Genomic DNA, 21,462 nt, shown 5'->3' on the forward strand with positions numbered 1-21,462 from the left:
GAAGGAATTCGAGTCGCGTCGCCGGTGTTGTCATGAGTAAGCTTGTGACGCCAGGCCTTCGGGACTGGGTTGACAACTGAACAGGGGGGTGACCGGTTTCGACTTCGGCATTGCAAGTCAGGGGAAGCGGGTCGGGGACTGCGGACATAACCCCGTCAACACTGTGACCGCAAACAAATAAGTGCCAATAACAAGAGCACTGAGGTGAGCCAGGCTTCCCTGGCTCTCGCCGCCTAAGCAGCGAGAAACCTCTGTCAGCCCGGGAGTGCCTTCGGCCCGGAACTGACATCGCTAGAAGGCTCAACCGTCCGGCCCGGTCACGGGGCCGTACGGGAAATCAAACAGTGACTGAGCCCGTCGGCGACTCGCCTGTGAGATCGCCGGGGCCGAGAAAATCGCAACAGGCTGCACCCGGAGAAGCCCTGTCTTGGTGTTGAAGGACGCGGGTTCGATTCCCGCCACCTCCACCGGTTGCGAAGGAGCCCGTCGGCCATGAGCCGGCGGGCTTTTTCGCGTTACGGCGGCTTACGGCCACCGGGCCGGTCGCAACCCAGGGGCGGGCGTCATGGCCGTGACGGCCGCGGTGCCGGTCAGATGATGGTGTGGCCGGGCGTGACCAGGCCGGTCTCGTAGGCGAACACGGCCGCCTGCGTGCGGTCGCGCAGGCCGAGTTTGGTGAGGATCCGGCCAACGTGGGTCTTCACGGTCTGCTCGGCGACGACGAGCCGGGCGGCGATCTCGGCGTTCGACAGGCCGTGGGCGATGAGGGTGAGCACCTCGGTCTCCCGTTCGGTGAGGCCCTCCAGCCGGGCCCGCGCGGGCGGCCGGGGCGCTCCGCCGAGCCGGGTGAACTCCTCGATCAGGCGCCGGGTGACGTTCGGGGCCAGCAGGGCGTCGCCGGCGGCGACGACGCGCACCGCCTCGGCGAGCTGGACTCCCGAGGCGTCCTTGAGCAGGAATCCGCAGGCGCCGGCGCGCAGGGCGTCGTACACGTACTCGTCGAGGTCGAACGTGGTCAGCACGAGGACCCTGACGTCGAGGGCGGGGTCGGCGGTGATCCGCCGGGTAGCCTCGATGCCGTCCAGGCCGGGCATGCGGATGTCCATCACCACGACGTCCGGACGCAGTTCGGCCGCCTTGGCGACGGCGTCGAGCCCGTCGGCCGCGACGCCCACGACCTCGATGCCGGGCTGGGCGCCGAGCAGGACGGAGAACCCCTCACGGATCATGGCCTGGTCGTCGGCGATCACGACGCGGATGGTCACTGGCCTTCCTCTCCGGTGCCGGCGGGTGTGTGGGCGGATACAGCTGTGGCGGGCGCGGACAACGGCAGTACGGACAACGGCAGTACGGCGGTGACCTCGTAGCCGCCGGCGGGGGTGGGACCGGCGGCGAGGTCGCCGCCGAGCATCGCCGCCCGCTCGCGCATCCCGAGCAGGCCGTGGCCCGCGCCCGGCGACGGCGCGGCCGCGTGCCGCCCCGGCCCGTTGCGCACGGTCAGGCGCAGCGCCGTGGCGGTGTGCGCCATCTCGACCCGGACCCGCGACCCGGGCGCGTGCCGCAGGGCGTTGCTCAGCGCCTCCTGCGCGATACGGAAGGCCGACAGCTCCACGCCCGGCGACAGCGGGCCGGGCTCCCCGGTGACCTCGGTCTCCACGTCAAGGCCGGCGGCGCGTACGTTCGCCACGAGGCCGTCGAGGTCGGCCAGTGTGGGCTGCGGAGCGACGGTGCCCGGTGCTTCGGTGCCCGGTGAGGTCTCCGCGCGCAGCACCCCGAGCACGCGGCGCAACTCGGTGAGCGCCTCCAGTGCGTTCTGCCGGATGACGGCGAAGGAGGCGACCAGCTCCTGCGGCGGGTCGGGCACCCGGTACGGCGCGGCGTCGGCCTGCACGGAGATGACGGACATGTGGTGCGCCACGACGTCGTGCAGCTCCCTGGCGATCCGGGCGCGCTCCTCCAGCAGGGTCCGCCGTTCCCGCTCCCGGACGACCGCCGCCTCCTGCTCGGCCAGCCGCTCGCGGGCCACCCGCCGGGCGCGTGCGGCGGTGCCGGTGAGCACGGCGGCCGCGAAGAGGGGCAGCACCTCGATGACGAAGGAGGGGATCGTGATGTCCAGCCAGAGCGTGGTGTGACCGCCGGCCGACCAGACACCCCAGGCCGTCGGCACCCCGAGCAGCAGCGTCTCGGCCGCCACCCGGGGCCGGTTGCGCAACGCCACGAGGAACAGGACGCCCGCGTGCATTGTCCACGGCCACGGCTCGCCCGAGTGCGCGGGGGAGTAGGCGGTCGTGGCCGTGCACGCGAGGAACGCGGTGGACAGCCACCACGCGGGCAGCGGCAGGCGCAGCGCCACGACCAGCACGGCCGCGTGAGCGATCGCGAACGGCAGCGCGGGAGTGTCCTCGGCGGTCGCGGCGAGGAGGGCGGCGAGGAGCACGATCAGCGCATGCGGCAGCCATCTGAGCGGCCGGGGCCCGCGCAGGGGCGGCAACGGCTGGGGCGCGAGCGTGAGCAGGTCCGCCCGCAGGGCGCGCAGCGCCTCCGCTAAACGTCTCCCGCCGACCTTGTGCACGGGCTCGATCCTAGACATCCCGGGCTTTCCGCTGATCGCGTTCGCGGCGGTCGCCGACGAGGCCGGCGTCACCCCGTGGAGCTCACCTCCGCAGTGACTTCCAGGCGTGACGAGTACTGTCGGGGCGATACGTGGGAGGAGGCTGCCGTGGGGGAGCCGAGAATCGTGGTGCGGCGGTCGCTGCCGTCGGAGCCGGCCGTACGGGGATCGGCCTCGTTGTTCCTGACGGAGGCGGAGCGGCAGGGGGTGCGGGCCGGTCGCAGGATGCTGTACGTCGGCCCGGAGCCGTCGTCGGAGGACGTGGCCGCCGGGCTCCGGGTCGAGCCCGGCACGCCGGTGCTGGCGCGGCGCAAGCTACTGCTCGCGGGTGACGTGCCGGTGCGGGTCGCCACGAGCTTCCTGCGGCTCGATCTCTTCGCGGGCACGCCGCTGTGCGAGCCGGGCTTCCTGGCTCCGAGCCTGCAGGCGCGTATCGAGGAGCTCGGTCACCGGTTCGGCCGTGCGGAGGAGCACCTGGTGGCCCGGCCGCCCGGGGGCGACGAGGCGGCCACGCTGGAACTGGAGCCCGGCGAGTGGGTGGTCCAGATCGTGCGGGCCGCCTACTCGGCCGACGACCTGCCGATCCACGTGCTGGAGACGGTCTGCGCCGCCTCCCGGCACGTCTTCGACGTCGTTCAGGTGAGTGGCGCCGACGAGTTCTGAGCGACGTAGGCGTCGATCTCCGCGAGCAGGGCCGACTTGCCCTCGGCGTTGAGGAAGGACGCCTCCACCGCTGCGCGGGCCAGGTCGGCGACGCCCTTCTCGTCGAGGGAGAGCAGCTCGGCCGCCACGGCGTACTCCCGGTTCAGGTCGGTGCCGAACATGGGCGGGTCGTCGGTGTTCACCGTGATCGGCACCCCGGCCGCGACCAGCGCGGGCAGCGGGTGCTCGGCCAGGCTGGGCACGGCCCGGGTGCAGACGTTGGAGGTGGGGCAGATTTCCAGCGTGATCCCGTGCTCGGCCAGGTGATCCAGCAGGGACGGGTCCTCCACGCTGTGGATGCCGTGCGCGATCCGCTCGGCGCCCAGGTCGCGTACGGCCTGCCAGACGTACTCGGCGCCGACGACCTCGCCGGCGTGCGGCACCGAGTGCAGCCCGGCGGCGCGTGCCGCGGCGAAATGCGGCGCGAACCACGACCGGGGCACCCCGGCCTCCGCGCCGCCGAGACCCAGGCTGACCAGGCCGTCCGGCCGCTGGTCGAGCGCGACGGACAGCGTCTCGTCGGCGGGCGGGCCGGGGATGCCGGGGATGTCGAAGCACCAGCGCAACATGGTGCCGAAGTCCGCCTCGACCCTGCGGCGGGCGTCCTCGATCACCTCGCAGAACTCCTGCGGGGCGAAGCCCCGGGCCAGGTGGGGCTGCGGTGTGATCGTGAGCTCGGCGTACCGCACCTGCTGGGCGGCCAGGTCGCCGCCCACGCCGTGGATCAGCGTCCACAGGTCCTCGGGGGTCTTCACCAGGTCCACGATCTGCGGGTAGACCTGGAGGAAATGGGCGAAGTCGCGGAAGTCGTAGAACGCCTCGACCAGCGCGGGGTCGGCGGGCACGTCAGTCGTCCCCTCGTACCGCGCGGCGAGTTCGGCGACGATGTGCGGTGACGCCGCACCGATGTGGTGCACGTGCAGTTCCGCCTTGGGCAGCCCGGCGATGAACCGGGTGAGTTCCGGGGAGATCACGGAACGACCGTAACAACCGGGTAGGAGTCCACCCCAAGCGATATCGCCGTATTTCACACCGATTTGTCAGGTTCGGGGTCATCCTCCGGCCGGCAGCTCGCTGAGTACCACGTTGATCGTTTTCCTGGTGCCGTCCGGGCGCATCAGCTCCACCCGCACCCTGTCGCCCGGCTTGAGCGTGGCCAGGATCTGGCTCAGGGCGCTGGCGGTGGGGGTGGGCGTGCCCTCCACCTTCACGATCACGTCGCCGGGGCGGATGCCGGCCCTGTCCGCGCCGCCGCCGGGGGACACCGAGCCGACGGCCACACCGACCGGCTCGCCGCTCGCGTCGACCGCGGTGCCGACGCGCACGCCGAGGGCCGCCCGGTGGCTGTTGACGACCCGGCCGTACTGGATGATCTGCCGGGCCACGTCGGTCGCGGTGTCGCTCGGGATCGCGAAGCCGAGACCGGGTGCGGCGCCCTGCTGAGGATCGACCGCGGCCAGCGTCGGGATGCCGATGACCTGGCCGGACAGGTCCACCAGCGCCCCGCCGCTGTTGCCGGGGTTGATGGGCGCGGAGGTCTGGACGGCGTTGGTGATCGTCGCGGCCCCGCCGCCCGCGTGCTTCTCGCCCGTCACGGTGCGGCCCAGGGCCGACACAATGCCCTGCGTCACGCTGCCGGAGAAGCCGAGCGGGTTGCCCATCGCGAGCACGATCTGCCCGACCTTGAGATTCGCCGAACGGCCGAAGGTCGCGGGCGTCAGCCCGGTCGCGTTCTCGACCTGGATCATCGCCAGGTCGCCGGCCGGGTAGGAGCTCACCAGGTGGGCCCTCCTCGGCTTGCCGCCGGTCGCCAGCGTGACCTGGAACTCCGTGGCGGCCCCCACGACATGGGCGTTCGTCAGGATGTGGCCGTCGGCGTCGTAGACGATGCCGGAGCCCAGCGCCTCTCCGGTGGTGATCTGCACGATGGACGGAAGGACCCTCTTGATGACCTGCTCGTAGGTCGTTTCGAGCTCGATCGGGCGGGCGGGCAAGGGCGGGGCCGTACCCGTCCTCCCCACCGTGGGAGACGCCGGAGGAGGGGAGGCCTCGCCCGGGGTGGTCCCCGGCGCGCATCCTCCCGCGACCAGCACGGCCGCCGCCGAACCGGCGACCGTACGGAGGACCTTCCGTGAGAGCTGCATAGTCCCCTGTCTACCTGCGAGAACAGGCGCCGCAAGGCGGCGCGCCGGGACAGGCGCAGGTCATGACGGGTGCCCGGGACGGTCGATACCCGAGGGTGAAGGCACGGCCTAGTCAGCGAATATTCCTCTAGAATATGGTTCTATAAAAGGAATCCAGGGAGCGTCCGCGAGTGCCGCCCGTCGCGAGCCCGGGCCGCGCGCGGGCGGGGCTGGATTCGCGGACACGACCGAGTGCTGGAGGATCTTATGGCGATCGGGCTGAGCGAGGAGCACGAGGCGCTTCGCGAGTCGGTGACCGGATGGGCCGAGCGGGCCGTGCCCGCCGACCTGGTGCGGAGCGCGGTGGGTGTTCTCGCCGACCCGGGAATGGAGGAGCGTCCGGCCTTCTGGTCCGCTCTCGCCGGTCAGGGACTGCTCGGGCTGCACATCCCCGAGGAGTACGGCGGCTCCGGCTACGGACTGCTGGAGGCGGCCGTGGCGATCGAGGCGCTGTCGGAGCGGGTGGCGCCCGGGCCGATGGTGCCGACCGTGCTCGCGAGCGCCGCGATCCTCGCCTCGGAGGGCAAGGCGCAGGCCGACCTGCTGCCCGGTCTCGCGGACGGCTCGCTGACCGGCGCGGTGGCGCTCGACGGGGAGATCACCGGTACGCGTGACGGCGACGCGCTGACGATCGGCGGCACGGCCGGACACGTCCTCGGCGCGGCCGTCGCGGACGTGCTCGTCCTGCCGGTGACGACGGACGCCGGCGAGGAGTGGGTGGCGATCGACGCCACCGAGGCGACGGTCACCGCGGTCAAGTCGCTCGACCTCACCCGCGGCGTGGCCAAGGTCGAGCTGGACGGCGTACGGGTGCCCGCCGAGCGGGTGCTGACCGGCCTGACCGGCGCCGAGGTGCGCAACGTGGCCGCGATCGTCCTCGGCGCGGACGCGGCCGGGGTGGCCGCCTGGTGCGTGGCCGCCGCCGCCGACTACGCCAAGGTCCGGGTGCAGTTCGGCCGCCCGATCGGCCAGTTCCAGGGCATCAAGCACAAGATCTCGCGGATGCTGGTGGCGTTGGAGCAGGCCCGCGCCACGGTCTGGGACGCCACCCGGGCGGAGGGGGCAGAGCGCGACTACGCCGCCGCCATCGCCGCCGTCATGGCGCCCGACGCCGCCGTGCAGTGCGCCAAGGACGCGATCCAGACGTTCGGCGGCATCGGCTACACCTTCGAGCACGACGCGCACCTGTACTACCGCCGGGCGCTGACCATCCGCGCGCTGCTCGGCTCCTCCTCCGAGTGGTCCGACCGGGTGGCCGCGCTCGCGCTGGGGGGCGTGAGCCGCGAGATGGAGATCGACCTGCCGGAGGAGTCGGAGCCGCTGCGCGAGGCCATCCGGGCGGAGCTCGCCGAGCTCGCCGCCCTGGAGGGTGTGGAGCAGAAGAGGGCGCTGGCCAAGGCGGGATTCGTCATGCCACACCTGCCCAGGCCCTGGGGCCGCGCGGCCTCGCCGCTGGAGCAGGTGCTCATCCACCAGGAGATCAGGGCGGCCAGGATCAAGCCGCCGCAGATGATCATCGGTGCGTGGGTGGTGCCGTCGCTGGTCACGTACGGCACGGCGGAGCAGCAGGAGCGGTTCCTGCCGCCGACGCTGAGCGGCGAGCTGATCTGGTGCCAGCTCTTCTCCGAGCCGGAGGCCGGCTCCGACCTCGCGTCGCTGCAGATGAAGGCGGAGAAGGTCGAGGGCGGCTGGAAGCTCAACGGCCAGAAGATCTGGACCTCGGTGGCGCACGTCGCCGAATGGGCCATCTGCATCGCGCGGTCCGACACCTCCAAGCCCAAGCACGACGGCATCACGTACTTCCTGGTGGACATGAAGGGGCCCGGCGTCACCGTGCGGCCGCTGACCGAGATGACCGGGGAGAACCTGTTCAACGAGGTGTTCCTCGACGACGTCTTCGTGCCGGACGAGCTGGTCGTCGGCGAGGTGAACGAGGGCTGGCGGGTCGCCAGGAACACGCTGTCGAACGAGCGGGTCTCGCTGTCGTCCGGTTCGGGCGGCACCGGGGCCTCGGTGCCCGACCTGCTCGGCCTGGTGGGCCGGCTGGGCCGTGAGCTCACCGCCGCCGAGCGGCAGGACCTCGCCCGCGTCGTCTGCGAGGCGCACTCGATCAACGCGCTGTCGCTGCGGGTGACCCTCAAGCAGCTCGCCGGCAGCGAGCCGGGCGCCGACGCGTCGGTGCGCAAGCTGCTGTCCACCGCGCACGCGCAGCACGTCTCCGAGGTGGCGGTCTCGTTGCTCGGCCCGGCCGCCGTCACCGCCGCCGACTGGAAGCTCGGCGACGCCGGCTACTGGAACCGCGCCGTGCTCGCCACCCGCGCGATGACCATCTACGGCGGCACCACGGAGGTGCAGCTCAACATCATCGCCGAGCGCATGCTCGGCCTGCCCCGCGACCCCGAGCCCGGCAAGTAGCCGTACGCCGCCGACTCCCCTACCGCATTCACCTGGCGAAACGCCCTCCGTGACCATGCGATTGCATGGTCACGGAGGGCGTTGATCACGGTGGGGGAGAGGGCGGTCAGCCGGTGACGAGGGTCAGTCCGTAGGCCGAGAGAGCCTCGTTGACGGGCTGGAAGTAGGTGGTGCCGCCGGAGGAGCAGTTGCCCGAGCCGCCGGAGGTCATGCCCTGGGCCTGGCTGCCCGAGATGAACGAGCCGCCGGAGTCACCGGGCTCGGCGCAGACGTTGGTCCGGGTCAGGCCGCTGACCGTGCCCTGCGAGTAGCGGACGCTGGCGTTGGTCTGCCCGACGGTGCCGCAGTGCCAGCCGGTGGTCGAGCCGGACCGGCAGATCGACGAGCCGACGGGCGCCGCCGACGAGCCCTTCACGGTGACGTTGCCGCCGCTGTAGTTGTTGACGTACGGCGTGACCGTCCAGTTGCTGTTGACCGCGGCCCACGAGTAGTCGTTGCCGGGGAACGAGTAGCCCTGGAAGCTGCCCATGGAGACCCGGTTGTAGCCGGACAGGCTGCTGCCGGCCGTGGCGCAGTGACCGGCGCTGACGAATCCGGGCGTGCTTCCCCTGCGCACGGAGAAGCCGATCGAGCACCGGGCCGAGCTGCCGATGTAGTAGGCGTCGCCGCCGCGCACGTTGTAGAAGGTCTGCGGCTGCTCGTTCGACCGCTCGACGCGTACGGCCGACTTGTCGGCGCCGCTCGCGGCCACGAACGCCTCGGCCTCGGCGGTGTTCGACGACAGTACGACGACGCTGTTGCTGACCACGTCGACGTACCAGACGGAGGTCGAGGCGGGCGCGCCGGCGGCGGCCCGGTCCAGTGCGGCCTCGGCGGAGTCGAGCGTGGCGAGGTTGCGGCCGACGATCTTCGGCTGCGCGCCGGAGGCCAGGATCGCGCCGGCCTTGGAGGCGTCGGAGGTGGCGACGATGAAGCTCTCCGAGGTGGTGCCGGAGACCCAGGATCCGGCGTAGGCGTCACCGAGCGTGGCGCGCACCTTGGCCTCGGTGGCCATGGCCTTCGCCTCGTTGGCCAGCCGGGCGTCGACCTGGGCGGGGGTGAGCCCGAGGTCGCGCTGCATGGCCTCCACCATCGCGGGCGGCGGCTTGACGGCGGAGGAGGCGGGAGAGTTGTTCGGCTCGGCCATGGCGGGGGTGGCGACCGTGGCGAGGGCCGTGACGGCCAGAGCGCATCCGGCGAGTACGGTGCGTCTGTGGAGCATGGGGGCTCTCCTTGTCTCTGGGGGGTGCCGTCAACGTAACCGACCTCCGCTGTCACGTGGATCTATCAATTCGCCCCTATCACCGAGTTATGGAACCGCCGGCGTTTGGGGATTCGCTGGGCCGTAATTGGCCGTTCCCGCACACTGGAGAACCGGCTCCCGTCGTGTGAAGGGGGTGGCCGGTCCCACCGCCGGTATCGCCGCAAGGGGACCGTGGCTCCGGTCCCGGCCGGAGCCTCGCGGGCGACCTAGGGGATGGCTCCGTATTCGGGGTTGGTGACGAGCCAGTCGGCGTAGCGGGCGCTGCGGCGCACCGCGTCGGCGTACGCGGCCCGGGCGTGGGCGGCGATGACGGGTGCGGCGGCCCGCGCGCCCAACGAGTCGGCGTGCCAGCCGAGCAGGTGCCGCCAGCGCAGCGGCGCACCGGCCAGTGGCATCATGACCAGCCCGGCGGTGAGCCGGAAGGTGGCCTGGCACAGGGCGACGGCCTTGCCCACCCCGACCAGGTGCAGGCAGGTCGCCACGTCCGTCTCGTAGATGGATTCGGGGACGAACCCGGCCCGCGCGCAGGCGGCGGCGAAGCAGTCGGCGAAACAGCCGTCCCCGGGGGCGACCGTCCAGTGCTCGCCGGCGAGGGCGGACAGCTCCAGTTCCCTCTCCCCGGAGAGGGGGTGGTCCTCGGACAGGAGCACGAAGACCGGGTCGGTGCCGACCGTGGTCCAGTTCATCGCCTCGGCCGGGGGAGGCGGGCTGTCGCCGCACGTCCCGAGCAGCACGAAGTCGAGCCGGCCCGCCACCGCGAGCGCGGTAAGCTCGCCGGCCGACCAGGAGGTGCGGGTGGTGACCGGGATGCCGGGCTGGTCGGCGGTCAGGCGCTCCACGAGCCCGCCGAGTATGGGCCCGTTCGTCGCGCCGATACGGCACCCGGGCAGCTTGGCCGGCGTGTTGGCGAACCGCACCGCGTCCTCTTGGAGGTCCCGTACGGCGGGCAGCAGCACCCGGGCGCGGGCCAGCACCATCTCGCCGAGAGGAGTGGGACGGGCGCCGTTGCGGTCGCGTTCGAACAGTGGACCCCCGAGTGAGCGCTCGATGCGCTTGAGCTGAGCGGTGAGCGACGGTTGGGCGAGGCCGAGCCGGGTGGCCGCTTTCGTGACGCTCCCGGCTTCGGCGACCGCGTGCACGATTCTCAGGTGGCGGATCTCCAGATCCATAGAGGGACGGTACGGCCCCGGTGCTATGGCCGCAATCCCGCGTTGTCATGAAATTTGACTTTAACGCGTGAGCCGCCGTCACTCCTGTTGCTGTTGGTGCGCGTGCGTGACCCCACGGGGGACGCCTCGTTGACTGCAACGTGTTCTCACAAGGTCTCCGTCGCGCAGATATATGGGGTTACCGGCCGGTAGGAGACGGGGGACGTGGGTTGCTAGAACGCGTTGCAGTTCCTGGGGGGCCGTCGTACGTTCGAGGCATGCGGACACGTGTCACCGACATGTTCGGTATCGAGTTCCCCATCTTCGCCTTCAGCCACTGCCGGGACGTCGTCGCCGCGGTCAGCCGCGCCGGCGGCATGGGGGTGCTCGGTGCCCTGTACTTCACCCCGGAGGAGCTCGAGATCGAGCTCAAGTGGATCGACGACCACGTGGACGGCCGTCCGTACGGCGTGGACGTGGTGATGCCCGCCTCCTACGCGGGGGCGGACCTCGACGTGGACTCCCCGGCCGACCTGGTGGCGCGGCTGCAGGGGATGATTCCGCAGGGGCACCGGGCCTTCGTGGAGGACCTGCTGGCCCGGCACGGCGTGCCGCCGTTGGACGGCTCCGACTCGGGCAAGGTGCTGCTCGGCTGGACCGACGCGACGGCCCGGCCGCAGGTCGAGGTCGCGCTGCGGCATCCCATCGCGCTGCTCGCCAACGCCCTCGGCCCGCCGCCCGCCGACGTCGTGGAGCAGGCGCACGCGAAGGGCGTGAAGGTGGCCGCGCTCGCCTCCACGCCCCGGCACGCGATCAAGCAGGTCGAGGTCGGCGTGGACGTCGTCGTGGCGCAGGGCACCGAGGCGGGCGGCCACACGGGCGAGATCTCCACGATGGTGCTCATCCCGCAAGTGGTCGACGCGGTGGACGTGCCGGTCCTGGCCGCGGGCGGCATCGGCTCGGGCCGCCAGATGGCGGCGGGCATGGCGCTCGGCGCGGAGGGCGTGTGGACCGGCTCGATCTGGCTGGCCGTGGAGGAGGCCGACACCTCCGAGACCGTGCGGCAGCGCATCATCGCGGCCACCTCCCGCGACACGGTCAGGTCGCGGAGCTGGACCGGCAAGCCCGCCCGCCTGCTGAAGAACGAGTGGACCGACGCGTGGGAGTCGGCCGAGTCGCCCGGCACGCTGCCGATGCCGCTGCAGTTCATGCTGATCTCCGACGCGTTGCGGCGGATCGGCAGGTCGGACGCGACCGAGCTGGCCACGTTCCCGGCCGGGCAGATCATCGGCGCGATGAACCAGGTCAAGCCGGCCAGACAGGTCGTCTTCGAGATGGTGGAGGAGTACGTCGAGGCCATGGAGCGCCTCGGCCGCATCACCGGCGACGGGTGAGACGCCGGGGCTCTCGAGCACCCGCTCCCTCACCCCCGCCGCTTCGCGAGGATCGCTAACCTGCGCGTCATGGAACGGCGTGACATAGAGATCTTTCTGACCCTGGCCGAGGAACTGCATTTCGCCCGCACGGCCGAGCGGCTGGGCGTCAGTGGCGCCCGTGTCAGTCAGACGATCAAGCAGCTGGAGCGCCGGTTCGGTGTGGCGCTGTTCCAGCGCACCAGCCGCCAGGTTGCGCTGACCCCGGTCGGCAGCGCCCTGCGCGAGGACGTGCAGGCCGGCTATCAACGCATACAAGAGGGCATCGCCAAAGCCGTCGCCGCCGGGCGCGGCTTCTCCGGGGTCTTGCGGGTGGGCTTCTCCAGCCCGCTGGTGGGGGAGGCCATCATGGCCGCCGCCGAGGTGTTCCGCGCCCGTCATCCGGAATGCGAGGTGCGCATCCGCGAGGTGCACCTGTCGGATGCTTTCGGCGCGTTGCGCGCCGGCGAACTCGACATGCAGATCACCGAACTGCCCGTGCGGGAGGCCGACCTGTCGAGCGGGCCGGTGCTGCTGCGCGACGAGCCCATGCTGGCCGTATCCTCCCGGCATCCCTTCGCGCGGCGGGACAGCGTCACGGTGGAGGACCTCACCAGGGACACCGTTCTCGCGCCCACCGGCGCACCCGCGTATCTGCTCGACGCGCTGATCCCGGCGCGGGCGCCCAGCGGGCGTCCCATCCAGCGGACGCAGGCGACGACCTCGCGGCAGGAGTTGCTGACGCTGGTCAGCGGCGGCGCCGGGATGGCCGTGGTGGGCGCCCAGGCCACTCGCTACCACGCCCGGCCCGACATCGTCTACGTGCCCATCGCCGACCTGTCACCCATCGAGTACGGGCCGGTCTGGCCGGTCGGCGCTCAGACCAGCAGGGTGCGTTCGTTCGTCACGCTCCTCCGCGCGGAGCCCGATCGCTAACCCGAGGGTTAACGATCGTTGCGGATCGCGTCGTTGTCGCAGGTGGGCGGGGTGCCGAGGATGGAGACGCCAACGACGAGAGGAGCACATCATGACCGACCCCATCCCCCAGGAGTACAAGGGCGGCGTCCCCTACCTCAACGTGCACGATGCCAAGGCGGCCATCGACTTCTACAGAAGGGCTTTCGGCGCGGAGGTGAGCATCGAGATCCCACGGCAGGGCGACAAGATCGCACACGCCGAGTTCCGGATCGGCGAGGCGGTCTTCATGCTGCGCGACGAATACCCCGAATACCGCTTCCGCAGCCCGAAGACGATCGGCGGCACACCAGTCAACCTGCTGGTCTTCGTCCCGGACGTCGAGACGTTCGCCGAGCGGGCCATCGCGGCCGGAGCGCGCGTCATCCGGCCGCTGGAGATGCAGTTCCACGGTGATCTGCAGGTCGAGGTGGAGGACCCGTTCGGCCACTCCTGGTTCTTCGCCAGCCGCGTCACGGACATGAACGCGCAGGAGCTGAAGGAGGCCGCGTCAGCGGTGGACCTCTGATCGCCGCCATAGGATCGGACGGGATCCCGTCAGTCGTCCTGACTTTGACTGGCGGTGCTGGCCCGCGAGCCGAGGGAGGATACCGGGGATGAGTGGTGCCCGCGACGAGACCGTGGCGGACGCGCCGCCCATCCCGCCGCCGATCATGGGGAACGTCCCCGGCTCCTACGCCCTGACCGTCTTCAGGGAGCGGCATCCCGTCCTCGTCCGCCAGGTCGCGCGGGCGCTGCCGTACGACCCTGACCGGCGGCGCGCGCTCGACCGGCTGCTCGACGAGGTCGTACGCGACGTCATGGAGCCGCTGGAGCCGTCGGCGCACGACGGCGCCGCCTGGGCCGAGTGGGGCCGTGGCAGGATCGGCCGCCGCTATGTCGACGTGCCGTTCCTGTGGGGGGAGAGCTACTTCTACCGGAAGCTGCTGGAGGCCACCGGATACTTCGGCGACGGCCCGTGGCGAGGGGTCGATCCGTTCGGCCCCATGAAGCAGGCCGAGCTCGACGGCCCGGTCGTGGACGGGGAGATGGCGGCGCTCGACGAGACGGCGGCGCTGCCCGCGGACGAGCGGGCACGGGCGCTGCTGCTCGGCGCGCTCTGGGGCAACCGCGCCGACCTGTCCTTCGGCATCACGCTGGAGGGCGACCACGAGCGCGCGAACGGCCTGGTGGTGGATGACGGCCCGCTGCTGTGGTCGCTTCTCGAGGCCGCCGCGCCGGGCAGGATCTGCCTGGTCGCCGACAACGCGGGTCGCGAACTGCTGCCCGATCTGGTGCTGGCCGACCACCTCCTCACGTGCGGGCTCGCGGGCGAGATCGTCCTCCACGTGAAGCCCGTTCCGTATTTCGTCTCCGACGCCACCCCGGCCGACGTGCTCGCGTGCCTGCGGCGGCTCGCCGCGGCCCCGGGCCGGGCCGGAGAGGCCGGCGCCCGCCTCTGGGGCGCGATGGAGGAGGGCCGTCTCACGCTGCGGGCGCACCCGTTCGCCTGCGCGCCCCTGCCCTACTCCGACATGCCGGACGACCTGCGCAAGGAGTTCGCGTCGGCCTCGCTGACCATCATGAAGGGCGACCTGAACTACCGCAGGCTCGTCGGCGACCGGATGTGGCCGGTGACCACGCCGTTCGCCGCGGTCACCGGCTACTTCCCCGGGCCGGTCGTCGCGCTGCGCACGCTGAAGTCGGACGCGCTCGTCGGCGTTCCCGAGCGGACGCTGGCGGAGCTGGACGCGAGCGGCCGCCCATGGCGCACCACCGGCACCCACGCCATGGTCCAGGCCCGCCCCTGACCGATTCCACAGACCGGCTCCACCGGCGCCGGCTCAGGACGCGCGCCTACCCTTCCATGAGCCGGGCCAGGCGGTCCCACGCCGGGGAGGAGGCTCCGGGCTGGGTTCGCACGGCCAATCGGGCGACGGCCGGGTTGTGGACGGGGCCGGTCTCGGATCGGCTGTGATGCGTGGCGAACCAGTTCCGGGTGCGGTCCGCGAGATCGGGAATGCGGGGATCGCTGGGCGGCCAGTCGTAGGCGGCGTCGTGTTCCAGATAGAGGGCGCGGAACTCGGGGTCGGTCATGAGCTCGCGTTTCTCGGCGATCCACAGGGCGGCGTCCTCGGGTGAGGCGGTTTGCATGAGGATCCAGCCGTCGCGTTCCAGGTGGATCTGGCGCTCGCTGACGCCGAGCCTCCGCAAGTCGTCGAGATGGTCGGCGACCTCCGGAGAGACGAAAAGCCGGTCGCCGCCGCGCAGCTGGGCGAGTTGCTCGCGGGTTCGCCGCAGCCGCGCGATGCGGTCGTGGAGGTCGCGGTCGATCTCGGCGATGGCCGCCGACAGCTCTTCGGGGCCGGCGCCGAGAAGGTCTTTGACGCGGGACAGCGGCACGCCCGCCCGGGCCAGGGTCCTGATCTTGACGAGGTCGACGGCGTCTTCGGCGGTGTAACGCCGGTAGCCGGACGAGTCGCGGCCGGGCTCGGGGAGCAGGCCGCGCCCGTGGTAGTGGCGGATGGCTTTGACGGTCACTCCGGCGTACTCCGCGAGCCGGCCAATCGTGATCACGCTGGACATCCTCCCACCGGGCTGTCACGCCCGCCGGGTCAGGCGGCCGCCGCCGTTGCGGAACCGCGCCCGGCCGTCGCGGAGGTCGTGATAGGAGACGAGCAGCAGCCGCAGGTATCCGTCGAACGTCTCCAGCGGGTATCCGGCGGGCGCGAAAAGGCCGGGCCGGATCGGGACGTAACGCTGCGGTGGGGCGGAGGTCATGCCTCCGGCGAACTCGGTGAAGATCCGCTTCTGTGACTCGTCCGCCGGTTCGTACGTCGTCCGCTCCTCGAGCTGGCCGTCCACGACGCGGATGTCGATGCGGAGCTGGTCGGAGCGGTAGGTGCCCGCGTAGGGGGTGAGGTCGACGTCCTGCTCCATCTCGGTGATCAAAGTGGGGACGCGGACACCGAGATGCTCGCTCAGCAGCCGCCGCAGGATCTGGTCGTGCAGCACGATCGCCCCCGGAGTGTTGCCGAAGGCGGCGAAGACCAGGTCGTGTTCGGGCACGACGCACAGGATGGACACGCCGCCGGGCGACGCGCCCGACATGGCGAGCACGGTCGTGTCGCCGAACGGGTACCGCACCCAGCCCAGGCCCATCGGCGGGACGTTCGGGGTCGCCATGTCGTACGAGACCTGCTGCATCAGCGCGGTCGACTCGGCCGACAGAACACGTGCGCCGGACGGGGACACGCCGCCCGCGAGATGGGTGCGCCCGAAGGCGAGCAGGTCGGCGATGGTGCCGATCGGTGTGCCGCCGGCCGGTCCCCAGGTGTCGGGCAGCATGAACATGCCCGTGGGCTTCGCCGTCATGGTTCGGGGGTCGGGGAAGTGGCCGACGGCCGTGCTGCGCAGGATGGCCTGCTCGGCCGAGGTGCCGGAGTCCTTCATGCCCACGGGTCCGTAGACGTCGCGCTCGAGCAGGTCGGGGAAGGGCACACCGGTCACCGTTTCCAGCAGGCGGCCCGCGACGATCATGCCGCCGTTCGAGTAGCTGAGCCGCTCGCCGGGTTCGAACAGGGTGCCGCAGCCGCTCGCGAGGCCCTGGACGTAGGTCTTCAGAGCGTCGCGGCCCTTGGCGTCGGGAAAGAACAGGTCCGCGTCGATGCCGTTGGTGTGCGAGACGAGGTGGCGGACCAGGATCTTGTCCGCCGCGCCCGGTGTGGTCAGGGCGAAGTCGGGGAGGTACCGCACCACCGGCGTGCCGAGATCCAGCACTCCCCGGTCGACCTGCTGCAGGACCAGCGTGGTGGTCAGGACCTTGGTGACGGAACCGAAGAGGAATCCGGTGTCTTCGAGCATCGGTGCGCCGGTGGCGGTGTTCGCGGTGCCGTGGGCGACGACGACCTGCTCGCCGGCGTGGGAGACGCCGGCGACGAACCCGGGGACCTCGCCGGTCTCGCAGGAGGCCGCGGCCTGCTCACGGATCTGGGCTTCGACGGTGTGCAGTGATTTGTCGCTCATGTGGAGCATCGTCGAACGTTGACCCTGGGGCAGGGTCAAGGGGCGGCGCGGATGTTCGTCGCCGATGACGCCGATTGGGCGCGTCAACGCCCCCGGTACATTGGCGGGCGCTTGTCGCGGAAGGCACGCGCGCCCTCCTTGGCGTCCTCGGAGCCGATGACCGGCCAGCCGATGGTGTCGGAGATCTTGAGCGCCTCGGCCTCCGGCATGCCCAGCGTCTCGCGGTAGGTGCGAAGGATCGCCTGCACGGCCAGCGGCCCGCAGGCGGCCACCTGGCCGGCGATCTCGCGGGCCGCCGCGAGCGCCTGGCCGTCCGGCACGACCCGGTTGACCATGCCCATCGCGAGCGCCTCGGCCGCCGTGATCGCCCGGCCGGTGAGCAGCACGTCCATCGCGAACGCGTACGGGATCTGGCGCGGCAGCCGTACGGCGCTGCCGCCCATGGGGAACAGCGCACGCCTGGCCTCGAACAGCCCGAGCGTGGCGCTTTCGGCGACGACGCGCAGGTCGGTGCCGACGAGCAGCTCGGTGCCGCCCGCCACGGCGTACCCCTCGACCGCGCACACGACGGGCTTGGCGGGCAGCGCCTCGGGATCGCGCAGCAGGCCCTTCCAGTGGTAGCCGGGGATCTCGGCGGCCCGGCGGCGCACCCGCTCGTCCTCGGACGGCGTGCCCATCGCCTTGAGGTCGGCCCCGGAGCAGAACGTGCCGTTCGCACCCGTGAGGATGCCGACCCGCACCTCCGGCTCGTCCGAGATGTACTGCCACGCCTCGGTCAGCCCCACCAGCATGTCCTGCGAGAGCGCGTTCCTGGCCTCGGGACGGTCCATCGTGACGACCACCACGTGACCGTCGCGCTCGATGCGGCAGTGCGGGGTGCTGATGGGCAGGAGCTCCACAGGTGTCCTCCAGCGGGGTGGCGTCACCGGATCGATCAAGCGCTTGTTTGCCATGGCGCGCGGGGTTACTCTGCCCGCAAGAACTAGAACCGATTCTCGTCTGAGCCGCTCCGCATTGCCAGGTCTTGTCAGCGTCGTACCGGCGTGCTTCACGCCGGGGCCGCTCACGCCGCGGACGCCCACGACACGCGATGCGGCGGTGGAGGGGCTGGCACATGGGCTCACTCGGTTTCTGGAGGCTCGCGCAGGCCGACCCGGCATGGATCGCCGCGGTCGATCCGGACGGAACGGAACACTCCGCGGGCGAGTTGCTGGCCCGGGCCAACCGCGTGGTGCACGGCCTGCGCGCACTGGGCCTGCGGCCCGGAGACGGCGTCTGCGGGCTGCTGCCCAACGGCGCGGACGGTCTCGTGCTCTATCTCGCCGCTTTGCAGGCAGGGTGGTACTACACGCCGGTCAACTGGCACCTCACCGGGCCCGAGATCGGTTACATCGTCGCCGACAGCGAGGCCGCCGCGTTCTTCGCCCACGAGCGGTACGCCGCGGCGGCCGTCAGGGGCGCGCGGGAGGCGGGAATCGCTCCTGACCGGTGCTTCGCGTACGGCGAGGCCGAGGGTTTCCGGCCGGTGGCCGAGCTGATCGACGGCAGGCCGGACACCCCGCCCCCCGACCGTACGGCCGGGGCCACCATGCACTACACCTCGGGCACCACCGGCAGGCCGAAGGGCGTGCGCCGGGCGCTCACCGGGCTCGACCCCGACGACTCGGCCGAGCTGATGGCGGGGCTGCTGCGGCTGTTCGGCGTGACGCCGGGCCGGCCGAACGTCCACCTGGTCACCTCGCCGAGTTACCACACTGCGGTCACCCAGTTCGCCGGTACGGCCCTGCACATGGGGCACACGCTCGTCTTCATGGACAAGTGGGATGCCGAGGAGACCCTGCGCCTGTGCGAGCGCCACCGCGTGACGAACTCCCACATGGTTCCCACGCACTTCAAACGGCTGCTGTCGCTGCCCGAAGAGACGCGGCGCTCCTACGACCTGTCGTCGCTGCGCTGGATGATCCACGCCGCCGCGCCCTGCCCGGTGCCGGTCAAGTGGCAGATGCTGGAGTGGTGGGGCGACGTGATCTACGAGTACTACGCCGCCACCGAGGGCGGCGGCACGATCGCCACCCCCGAGGACTGGAAGAAACGGCCGGGCACGGTCGGGAAGGCCTGGCCGAACAGCGAGCTGCTCATCGTGGACGACGAGCTCGCACCGGTGCCCGCGGGCACGCCCGGCACGGTCTACATGAAGCTGGGCCTCTCGTTCGAATACAAGGGCGACCCGGAGAAGACCGCGGCCAACCGGCTGGAGGCGGGGGTGGGTGCCCGAAGGGGGATCGGTGGAGACACCGCCTACTTCACGGTCGGGGACATCGGCTACCTGGACGAGGACGAGTTCCTGTTCCTCTGCGACCGCAAGGCCGACGTGATCATCTCGGGTGGGGCCAACATCTACCCGGCCGAGATCGAGAAGGAGTTGCTCGTCCACCCGAAGGTGGCCGACGCCGCCGTGTTCGGCGTGCCGGACGACGAGTGGGGCGAGGCCGTCAAGGCCGTCATCGAGCCCGCGCCGGGTGCGGCGCCCGGCCCCGAACTGGCCGCGGAGATCCTCGGCTCGCTGGAGGGCCGCCTGGCCCGGATGAAGTGGCCGAGCTCGATCGACTTCATCGGCGAGATGCCCCGCGAGCCGAACGGCAAGCTGCTCAAGCGCAAGCTCCGCGCCCCCTACTGGGAAGGCAGGGACCGTGCCATCTGAAGGGACCGTGCCATCTGAAGGGACCGTGTCATCCGACAGGTCCGGGGACCTGGTCGCGACGCACGTCCTGGAGTTCCCCGGCGGTTACACCCGGACGACCGGGCCGGTCATCGGGCGGTTCCTCACCGAGCTGCGCGACCGGCGGCTGGTCGGGGTCCGTACGGCCGGCGGGCGGGTGCTGGTGCCGCCGCTGGAATACGACCCGGACACGGGCGAGCCGGTCACCGAGGAGTACGTGGAGGTCGGCCCGGCCGGGACCGTCGAGGCGTGGGCCTGGGTCGGCTCCCCGCGCCCCGGCCACCCGCTCGACCGGCCGTTCGCCTGGGCGCTGATCAAACTCGACGGCGCCGACACCGCCCTCGTGCACGCGGTGGACGCCGGCAGCCCGAAGGCGCTGCGACCGGGGCTGCGGGTGCGCCCGCGCTGGCGGGCCGCCACCGCCGGGCACATCACCGACATCGAGTGCTTCCTGCCCGAGGTCACCTCGCTCGTCGCGCCCGTACGTGCCGAGTATCGCGTCACGCCGGGACGGGCGCTCACCCGGTTCCTGAAGGGTGTGCGCGACGGGAGGTTCGTCGGCGGCCGGTGCGCCGACTGCGCCGCCGTCTACGTGCCCTACCGCGAGTCGTGCCCCGCGTGCGGCTCGGTGATCGAGGAGGAGGTGGAGGTCGCCGACACCGGCACGGTCACCACGTTCGCGATCAACAACCTGCCCGATCCCCGGGCCCCCGAGGTGCCGTTCGTCTCCGCGTACGTGCTGCTGGACGGCGCGGACACGCCGGTGATCGCGCTGATCGGCGGGGTGCCGGCGCGCGAGGTGCGGCAGGGCATGCGGGTGCGCGCCGTGTGGGTGCCGCCCGAGGAGCGGACGCTGTCGATGACCAACGTGAAGTGGTTCGAGCCGACCGGGGAGCCGGACGCCGACCTCGACGACTCCACCGGAGGTGCCTGATGCGCGAGGTCGCGGTCGTCGCCTTCGCCCAGACCGTCCACACCGGCCACGACACCGGGGCGGCCGAGCCGGAGCTGCTGCTGCCGGTCATCGACGAGGTCAAGAGGGCGACCGGGTTGAAGAGGTTCGGCTTCACGTGTTCCGGCTCCTGCGACTATCTGGCGGGCGCGCCCTTCTCGTTCGTCTCGGCGCTCGACGCGGTCGGCGCCTGGCCGCCCATCAGCGAGAGCCACGTCGAGATGGACGGCGCCTTCGCGCTCTACGAGGCGTGGGTGCGGCTCCAGCACGGCGACATCGACACCGCCCTGGTCTACGGCTTCGGCAAGTCGTCGATGTCGGACATCCGGGCGATCATGGCGCTTCAGCTTGATCCGTACTACCTGGCGCCGCTCGGGCTCGACCAGGTGTCGTACGCCGCGTTGCAGGCCGCAGCCGTCAACGCGGACAGAGCGGCACTGGACGAGATCGTACGGCGCAGCCGGGCGGACGGCCGGGCCAACCCCTACGCGCTCGACCTGCCCGATCCGCCGACTGGAAAGAACGCGGGAAACGAGTTCGAGGTCGAGCCGCTTCGGCCGTACGACGTGGCGCCGGTCACGGACGGGGCGGCGGCCGTGGTGCTGGCCGCCGGGGACCGCGCCCGTGAGCTGGCCGGGCGGCCCGCCTGGATCACCGGCATCGCGCACCGCGCCGAGCCCCACTACCTGGGCATGCGCGACCTGTCCCGGTCGGTGTCCACCGCGGATGCGGGCCGGGCGGCCGGGGTGGGCAAGGGCCAGGTCGACGTGGCGGAACTGCACACCCAGTTCAGCCACGAGGAGCCGATCCTGCGCGAGGCGCTCGGCCTGTCCTGCGACGTGACGGTCAACCCGTCGGGCGGGCCGCTGGCGGCCAACCCCGTCATGGCCACCGGCCTGATCCGGATCGGTGAGGCGGCCCGGCGGATCCTCGACGGGTCGGCGGACCGCGCGGTCGCGCACGCCACCTCGGGCCCGTGCCTGCAGCAGAACCTCGTCGCCGTGCTCGAAGGCGTCGTCCTCGACAAGTCTCTGTAG

Annotated in this window: 18 protein-coding genes and 1 other RNA gene; 10 read left to right on the top strand and 9 right to left on the bottom strand. The window is 71.6% G+C overall.

What is annotated here, in order from left to right; translation table 11 throughout:
- The first annotated feature begins 84 nt into the window (after positions 1-84).
- Positions 85-470: a transfer-messenger RNA gene (ssrA, locus tag ACQPZZ_RS08425) on the top strand.
- A 120-nt stretch (positions 471-590) separates the two neighbouring features.
- On the opposite strand, the gene ACQPZZ_RS08430 is transcribed toward ssrA, so the two are convergent.
- Complete coding sequence (locus tag ACQPZZ_RS08430) at positions 591-1,265, bottom strand: response regulator (protein ID WP_432930468.1); 675 nt, start codon at positions 1,263-1,265, stop codon at positions 591-593.
- Complete coding sequence (locus ACQPZZ_RS08435) at positions 1,262-2,572, bottom strand: sensor histidine kinase (protein ID WP_432930470.1); 1,311 nt, start codon at positions 2,570-2,572, stop codon at positions 1,262-1,264. Before ACQPZZ_RS08435 ends, ACQPZZ_RS08430 begins: the two co-directional genes overlap by 4 nt.
- Before the next feature lie 147 nt (positions 2,573-2,719).
- Here ACQPZZ_RS08435 and ACQPZZ_RS08440 point away from each other — a divergent pair, with 147 nt between their 5' ends.
- On the top strand, positions 2,720-3,274 hold the full coding sequence (locus ACQPZZ_RS08440) for a GntR family transcriptional regulator (RefSeq protein WP_432930474.1): 555 nt from the start codon (positions 2,720-2,722) through the stop codon (positions 3,272-3,274).
- Here the strand turns inward: ACQPZZ_RS08440 and ACQPZZ_RS08445 are convergent.
- Positions 3,247-4,287: an adenosine deaminase gene (locus tag ACQPZZ_RS08445; protein ID WP_363645927.1), complete on the bottom strand. Its 1,041-nt coding sequence runs from the start codon at positions 4,285-4,287 to the stop codon at positions 3,247-3,249. The two genes, ACQPZZ_RS08440 and ACQPZZ_RS08445, sit on opposite strands and share 28 nt — an antisense overlap.
- A 78-nt stretch (positions 4,288-4,365) precedes the next feature.
- The gene (locus ACQPZZ_RS08450) at positions 4,366-5,457 is read right to left on the bottom strand and encodes a S1C family serine protease (RefSeq protein ID WP_432930476.1); all 1,092 of its coding nucleotides are present in this window, start codon (positions 5,455-5,457) and stop codon (positions 4,366-4,368) included.
- Between the two features lie 246 nt (positions 5,458-5,703).
- Between ACQPZZ_RS08450 and ACQPZZ_RS08455 the strand changes: the two genes are divergently transcribed.
- A complete protein-coding gene (locus ACQPZZ_RS08455; protein WP_432930478.1) occupies positions 5,704-7,911 on the top strand; it encodes an acyl-CoA dehydrogenase in 2,208 nt (735 codons plus the stop codon).
- 106 nt (positions 7,912-8,017) lie between these two features.
- Here the strand turns inward: ACQPZZ_RS08455 and ACQPZZ_RS08460 are convergent, their stop codons facing one another.
- Together ACQPZZ_RS08460 and ACQPZZ_RS08465 are read right to left on the bottom strand one after the other, a co-directional pair.
- Positions 8,018-9,172, bottom strand: a complete 1,155-nt coding sequence (locus ACQPZZ_RS08460; RefSeq protein ID WP_432930480.1) for a S1 family peptidase — start codon at positions 9,170-9,172, stop codon at positions 8,018-8,020.
- Between the two features lie 248 nt (positions 9,173-9,420).
- Positions 9,421-10,383 (bottom strand): LysR family transcriptional regulator, encoded by a 963-nt coding sequence (locus ACQPZZ_RS08465; RefSeq protein WP_432930482.1) that lies wholly within the window; start codon positions 10,381-10,383, stop codon positions 9,421-9,423.
- A gap of 257 nt (positions 10,384-10,640) precedes the next feature.
- Here ACQPZZ_RS08465 and ACQPZZ_RS08470 point away from each other — a divergent pair, with 257 nt between their 5' ends.
- From ACQPZZ_RS08470 to ACQPZZ_RS08485, 4 genes are all read left to right on the top strand, one after another.
- Positions 10,641-11,756, top strand: a complete 1,116-nt coding sequence (locus tag ACQPZZ_RS08470) for an NAD(P)H-dependent flavin oxidoreductase (RefSeq protein ID WP_432930484.1) — start codon at positions 10,641-10,643, stop codon at positions 11,754-11,756.
- 69 nt (positions 11,757-11,825) lie between these two features.
- Positions 11,826-12,710 (top strand): LysR family transcriptional regulator, encoded by an 885-nt coding sequence (locus ACQPZZ_RS08475; RefSeq protein ID WP_432930486.1) that lies wholly within the window; start codon positions 11,826-11,828, stop codon positions 12,708-12,710.
- 91 nt (positions 12,711-12,801) lie between these two features.
- Complete coding sequence (locus ACQPZZ_RS08480) at positions 12,802-13,257, top strand: VOC family protein (protein WP_432930488.1); 456 nt, start codon at positions 12,802-12,804, stop codon at positions 13,255-13,257.
- A gap of 88 nt (positions 13,258-13,345) precedes the next feature.
- Positions 13,346-14,539: a damage-control phosphatase ARMT1 family protein gene (locus tag ACQPZZ_RS08485; protein ID WP_432930490.1), complete on the top strand. Its 1,194-nt coding sequence runs from the start codon at positions 13,346-13,348 to the stop codon at positions 14,537-14,539.
- A 46-nt stretch (positions 14,540-14,585) separates the two neighbouring features.
- On the opposite strand, the gene ACQPZZ_RS08490 is transcribed toward ACQPZZ_RS08485, so the two are convergent.
- From ACQPZZ_RS08490 to ACQPZZ_RS08500, 3 genes are all read right to left on the bottom strand, one after another.
- Positions 14,586-15,305: a MerR family transcriptional regulator gene (locus tag ACQPZZ_RS08490; protein ID WP_432930492.1), complete on the bottom strand. Its 720-nt coding sequence runs from the start codon at positions 15,303-15,305 to the stop codon at positions 14,586-14,588.
- A gap of 24 nt (positions 15,306-15,329) precedes the next feature.
- Positions 15,330-16,754, bottom strand: coding sequence for a serine hydrolase domain-containing protein (locus ACQPZZ_RS08495; protein ID WP_432930494.1), 1,425 nt, complete (start codon positions 16,752-16,754; stop codon positions 15,330-15,332).
- 83 nt (positions 16,755-16,837) lie between these two features.
- Positions 16,838-17,653, bottom strand: a complete 816-nt coding sequence (locus ACQPZZ_RS08500) for a crotonase/enoyl-CoA hydratase family protein (RefSeq protein WP_432930496.1) — start codon at positions 17,651-17,653, stop codon at positions 16,838-16,840.
- A 215-nt stretch (positions 17,654-17,868) separates the two neighbouring features.
- Here ACQPZZ_RS08500 and ACQPZZ_RS08505 point away from each other — a divergent pair, with 215 nt between their 5' ends.
- From ACQPZZ_RS08505 to ACQPZZ_RS08515, 3 genes are read left to right on the top strand one after another with little or no spacing between them, the layout of a single operon-like run.
- Positions 17,869-19,455 carry an acyl-CoA synthetase gene (locus ACQPZZ_RS08505; RefSeq protein WP_432930498.1) on the top strand — a complete coding sequence of 529 codons (1,587 nt, stop codon included), beginning with the start codon at positions 17,869-17,871 and terminating at the stop codon, positions 19,453-19,455.
- A gap of 25 nt (positions 19,456-19,480) precedes the next feature.
- Positions 19,481-20,407 (top strand): Zn-ribbon domain-containing OB-fold protein, encoded by a 927-nt coding sequence (locus tag ACQPZZ_RS08510; RefSeq protein WP_432930500.1) that lies wholly within the window; start codon positions 19,481-19,483, stop codon positions 20,405-20,407.
- Positions 20,407-21,462 (top strand): lipid-transfer protein, encoded by a 1,056-nt coding sequence (locus tag ACQPZZ_RS08515; protein WP_432930502.1) that lies wholly within the window; start codon positions 20,407-20,409, stop codon positions 21,460-21,462. The genes ACQPZZ_RS08510 and ACQPZZ_RS08515 overlap by 1 nt, the downstream gene beginning before the upstream one ends.

This window comes from Microbispora sp. CA-135349 (assembly GCF_050947365.1).
Lineage (GTDB): Bacteria > Actinomycetota > Actinomycetes > Streptosporangiales > Streptosporangiaceae > Microbispora.

What these genes read in the sequence shown, in the direction of transcription:
- ACQPZZ_RS08450 (WP_432930476.1), bottom strand. Translation starts at nt 5,457, where the DNA reads ATGCAGCTCTCACGGAAGGTCCTCCGTACGGTCGCCGGTTCGGCGGCG.
- ACQPZZ_RS08455 (WP_432930478.1), top strand. Translation starts at nt 5,704, where the DNA reads ATGGCGATCGGGCTGAGCGAGGAGCACGAGGCGCTTCGCGAGTCGGTG.
- ACQPZZ_RS08460 (WP_432930480.1), bottom strand. Translation starts at nt 9,172, where the DNA reads ATGCTCCACAGACGCACCGTACTCGCCGGATGCGCTCTGGCCGTCACG.
- ACQPZZ_RS08465 (WP_432930482.1), bottom strand. Translation starts at nt 10,383, where the DNA reads ATGGATCTGGAGATCCGCCACCTGAGAATCGTGCACGCGGTCGCCGAA.
- ACQPZZ_RS08470 (WP_432930484.1), top strand. Translation starts at nt 10,641, where the DNA reads ATGCGGACACGTGTCACCGACATGTTCGGTATCGAGTTCCCCATCTTC.
- ACQPZZ_RS08475 (WP_432930486.1), top strand. Translation starts at nt 11,826, where the DNA reads ATGGAACGGCGTGACATAGAGATCTTTCTGACCCTGGCCGAGGAACTG.
- ACQPZZ_RS08480 (WP_432930488.1), top strand. Translation starts at nt 12,802, where the DNA reads ATGACCGACCCCATCCCCCAGGAGTACAAGGGCGGCGTCCCCTACCTC.
- ACQPZZ_RS08485 (WP_432930490.1), top strand. Translation starts at nt 13,346, where the DNA reads ATGAGTGGTGCCCGCGACGAGACCGTGGCGGACGCGCCGCCCATCCCG.
- ACQPZZ_RS08495 (WP_432930494.1), bottom strand. Translation starts at nt 16,754, where the DNA reads ATGAGCGACAAATCACTGCACACCGTCGAAGCCCAGATCCGTGAGCAG.
- ACQPZZ_RS08505 (WP_432930498.1), top strand. Translation starts at nt 17,869, where the DNA reads ATGGGCTCACTCGGTTTCTGGAGGCTCGCGCAGGCCGACCCGGCATGG.
- ACQPZZ_RS08515 (WP_432930502.1), top strand. Translation starts at nt 20,407, where the DNA reads ATGCGCGAGGTCGCGGTCGTCGCCTTCGCCCAGACCGTCCACACCGGC.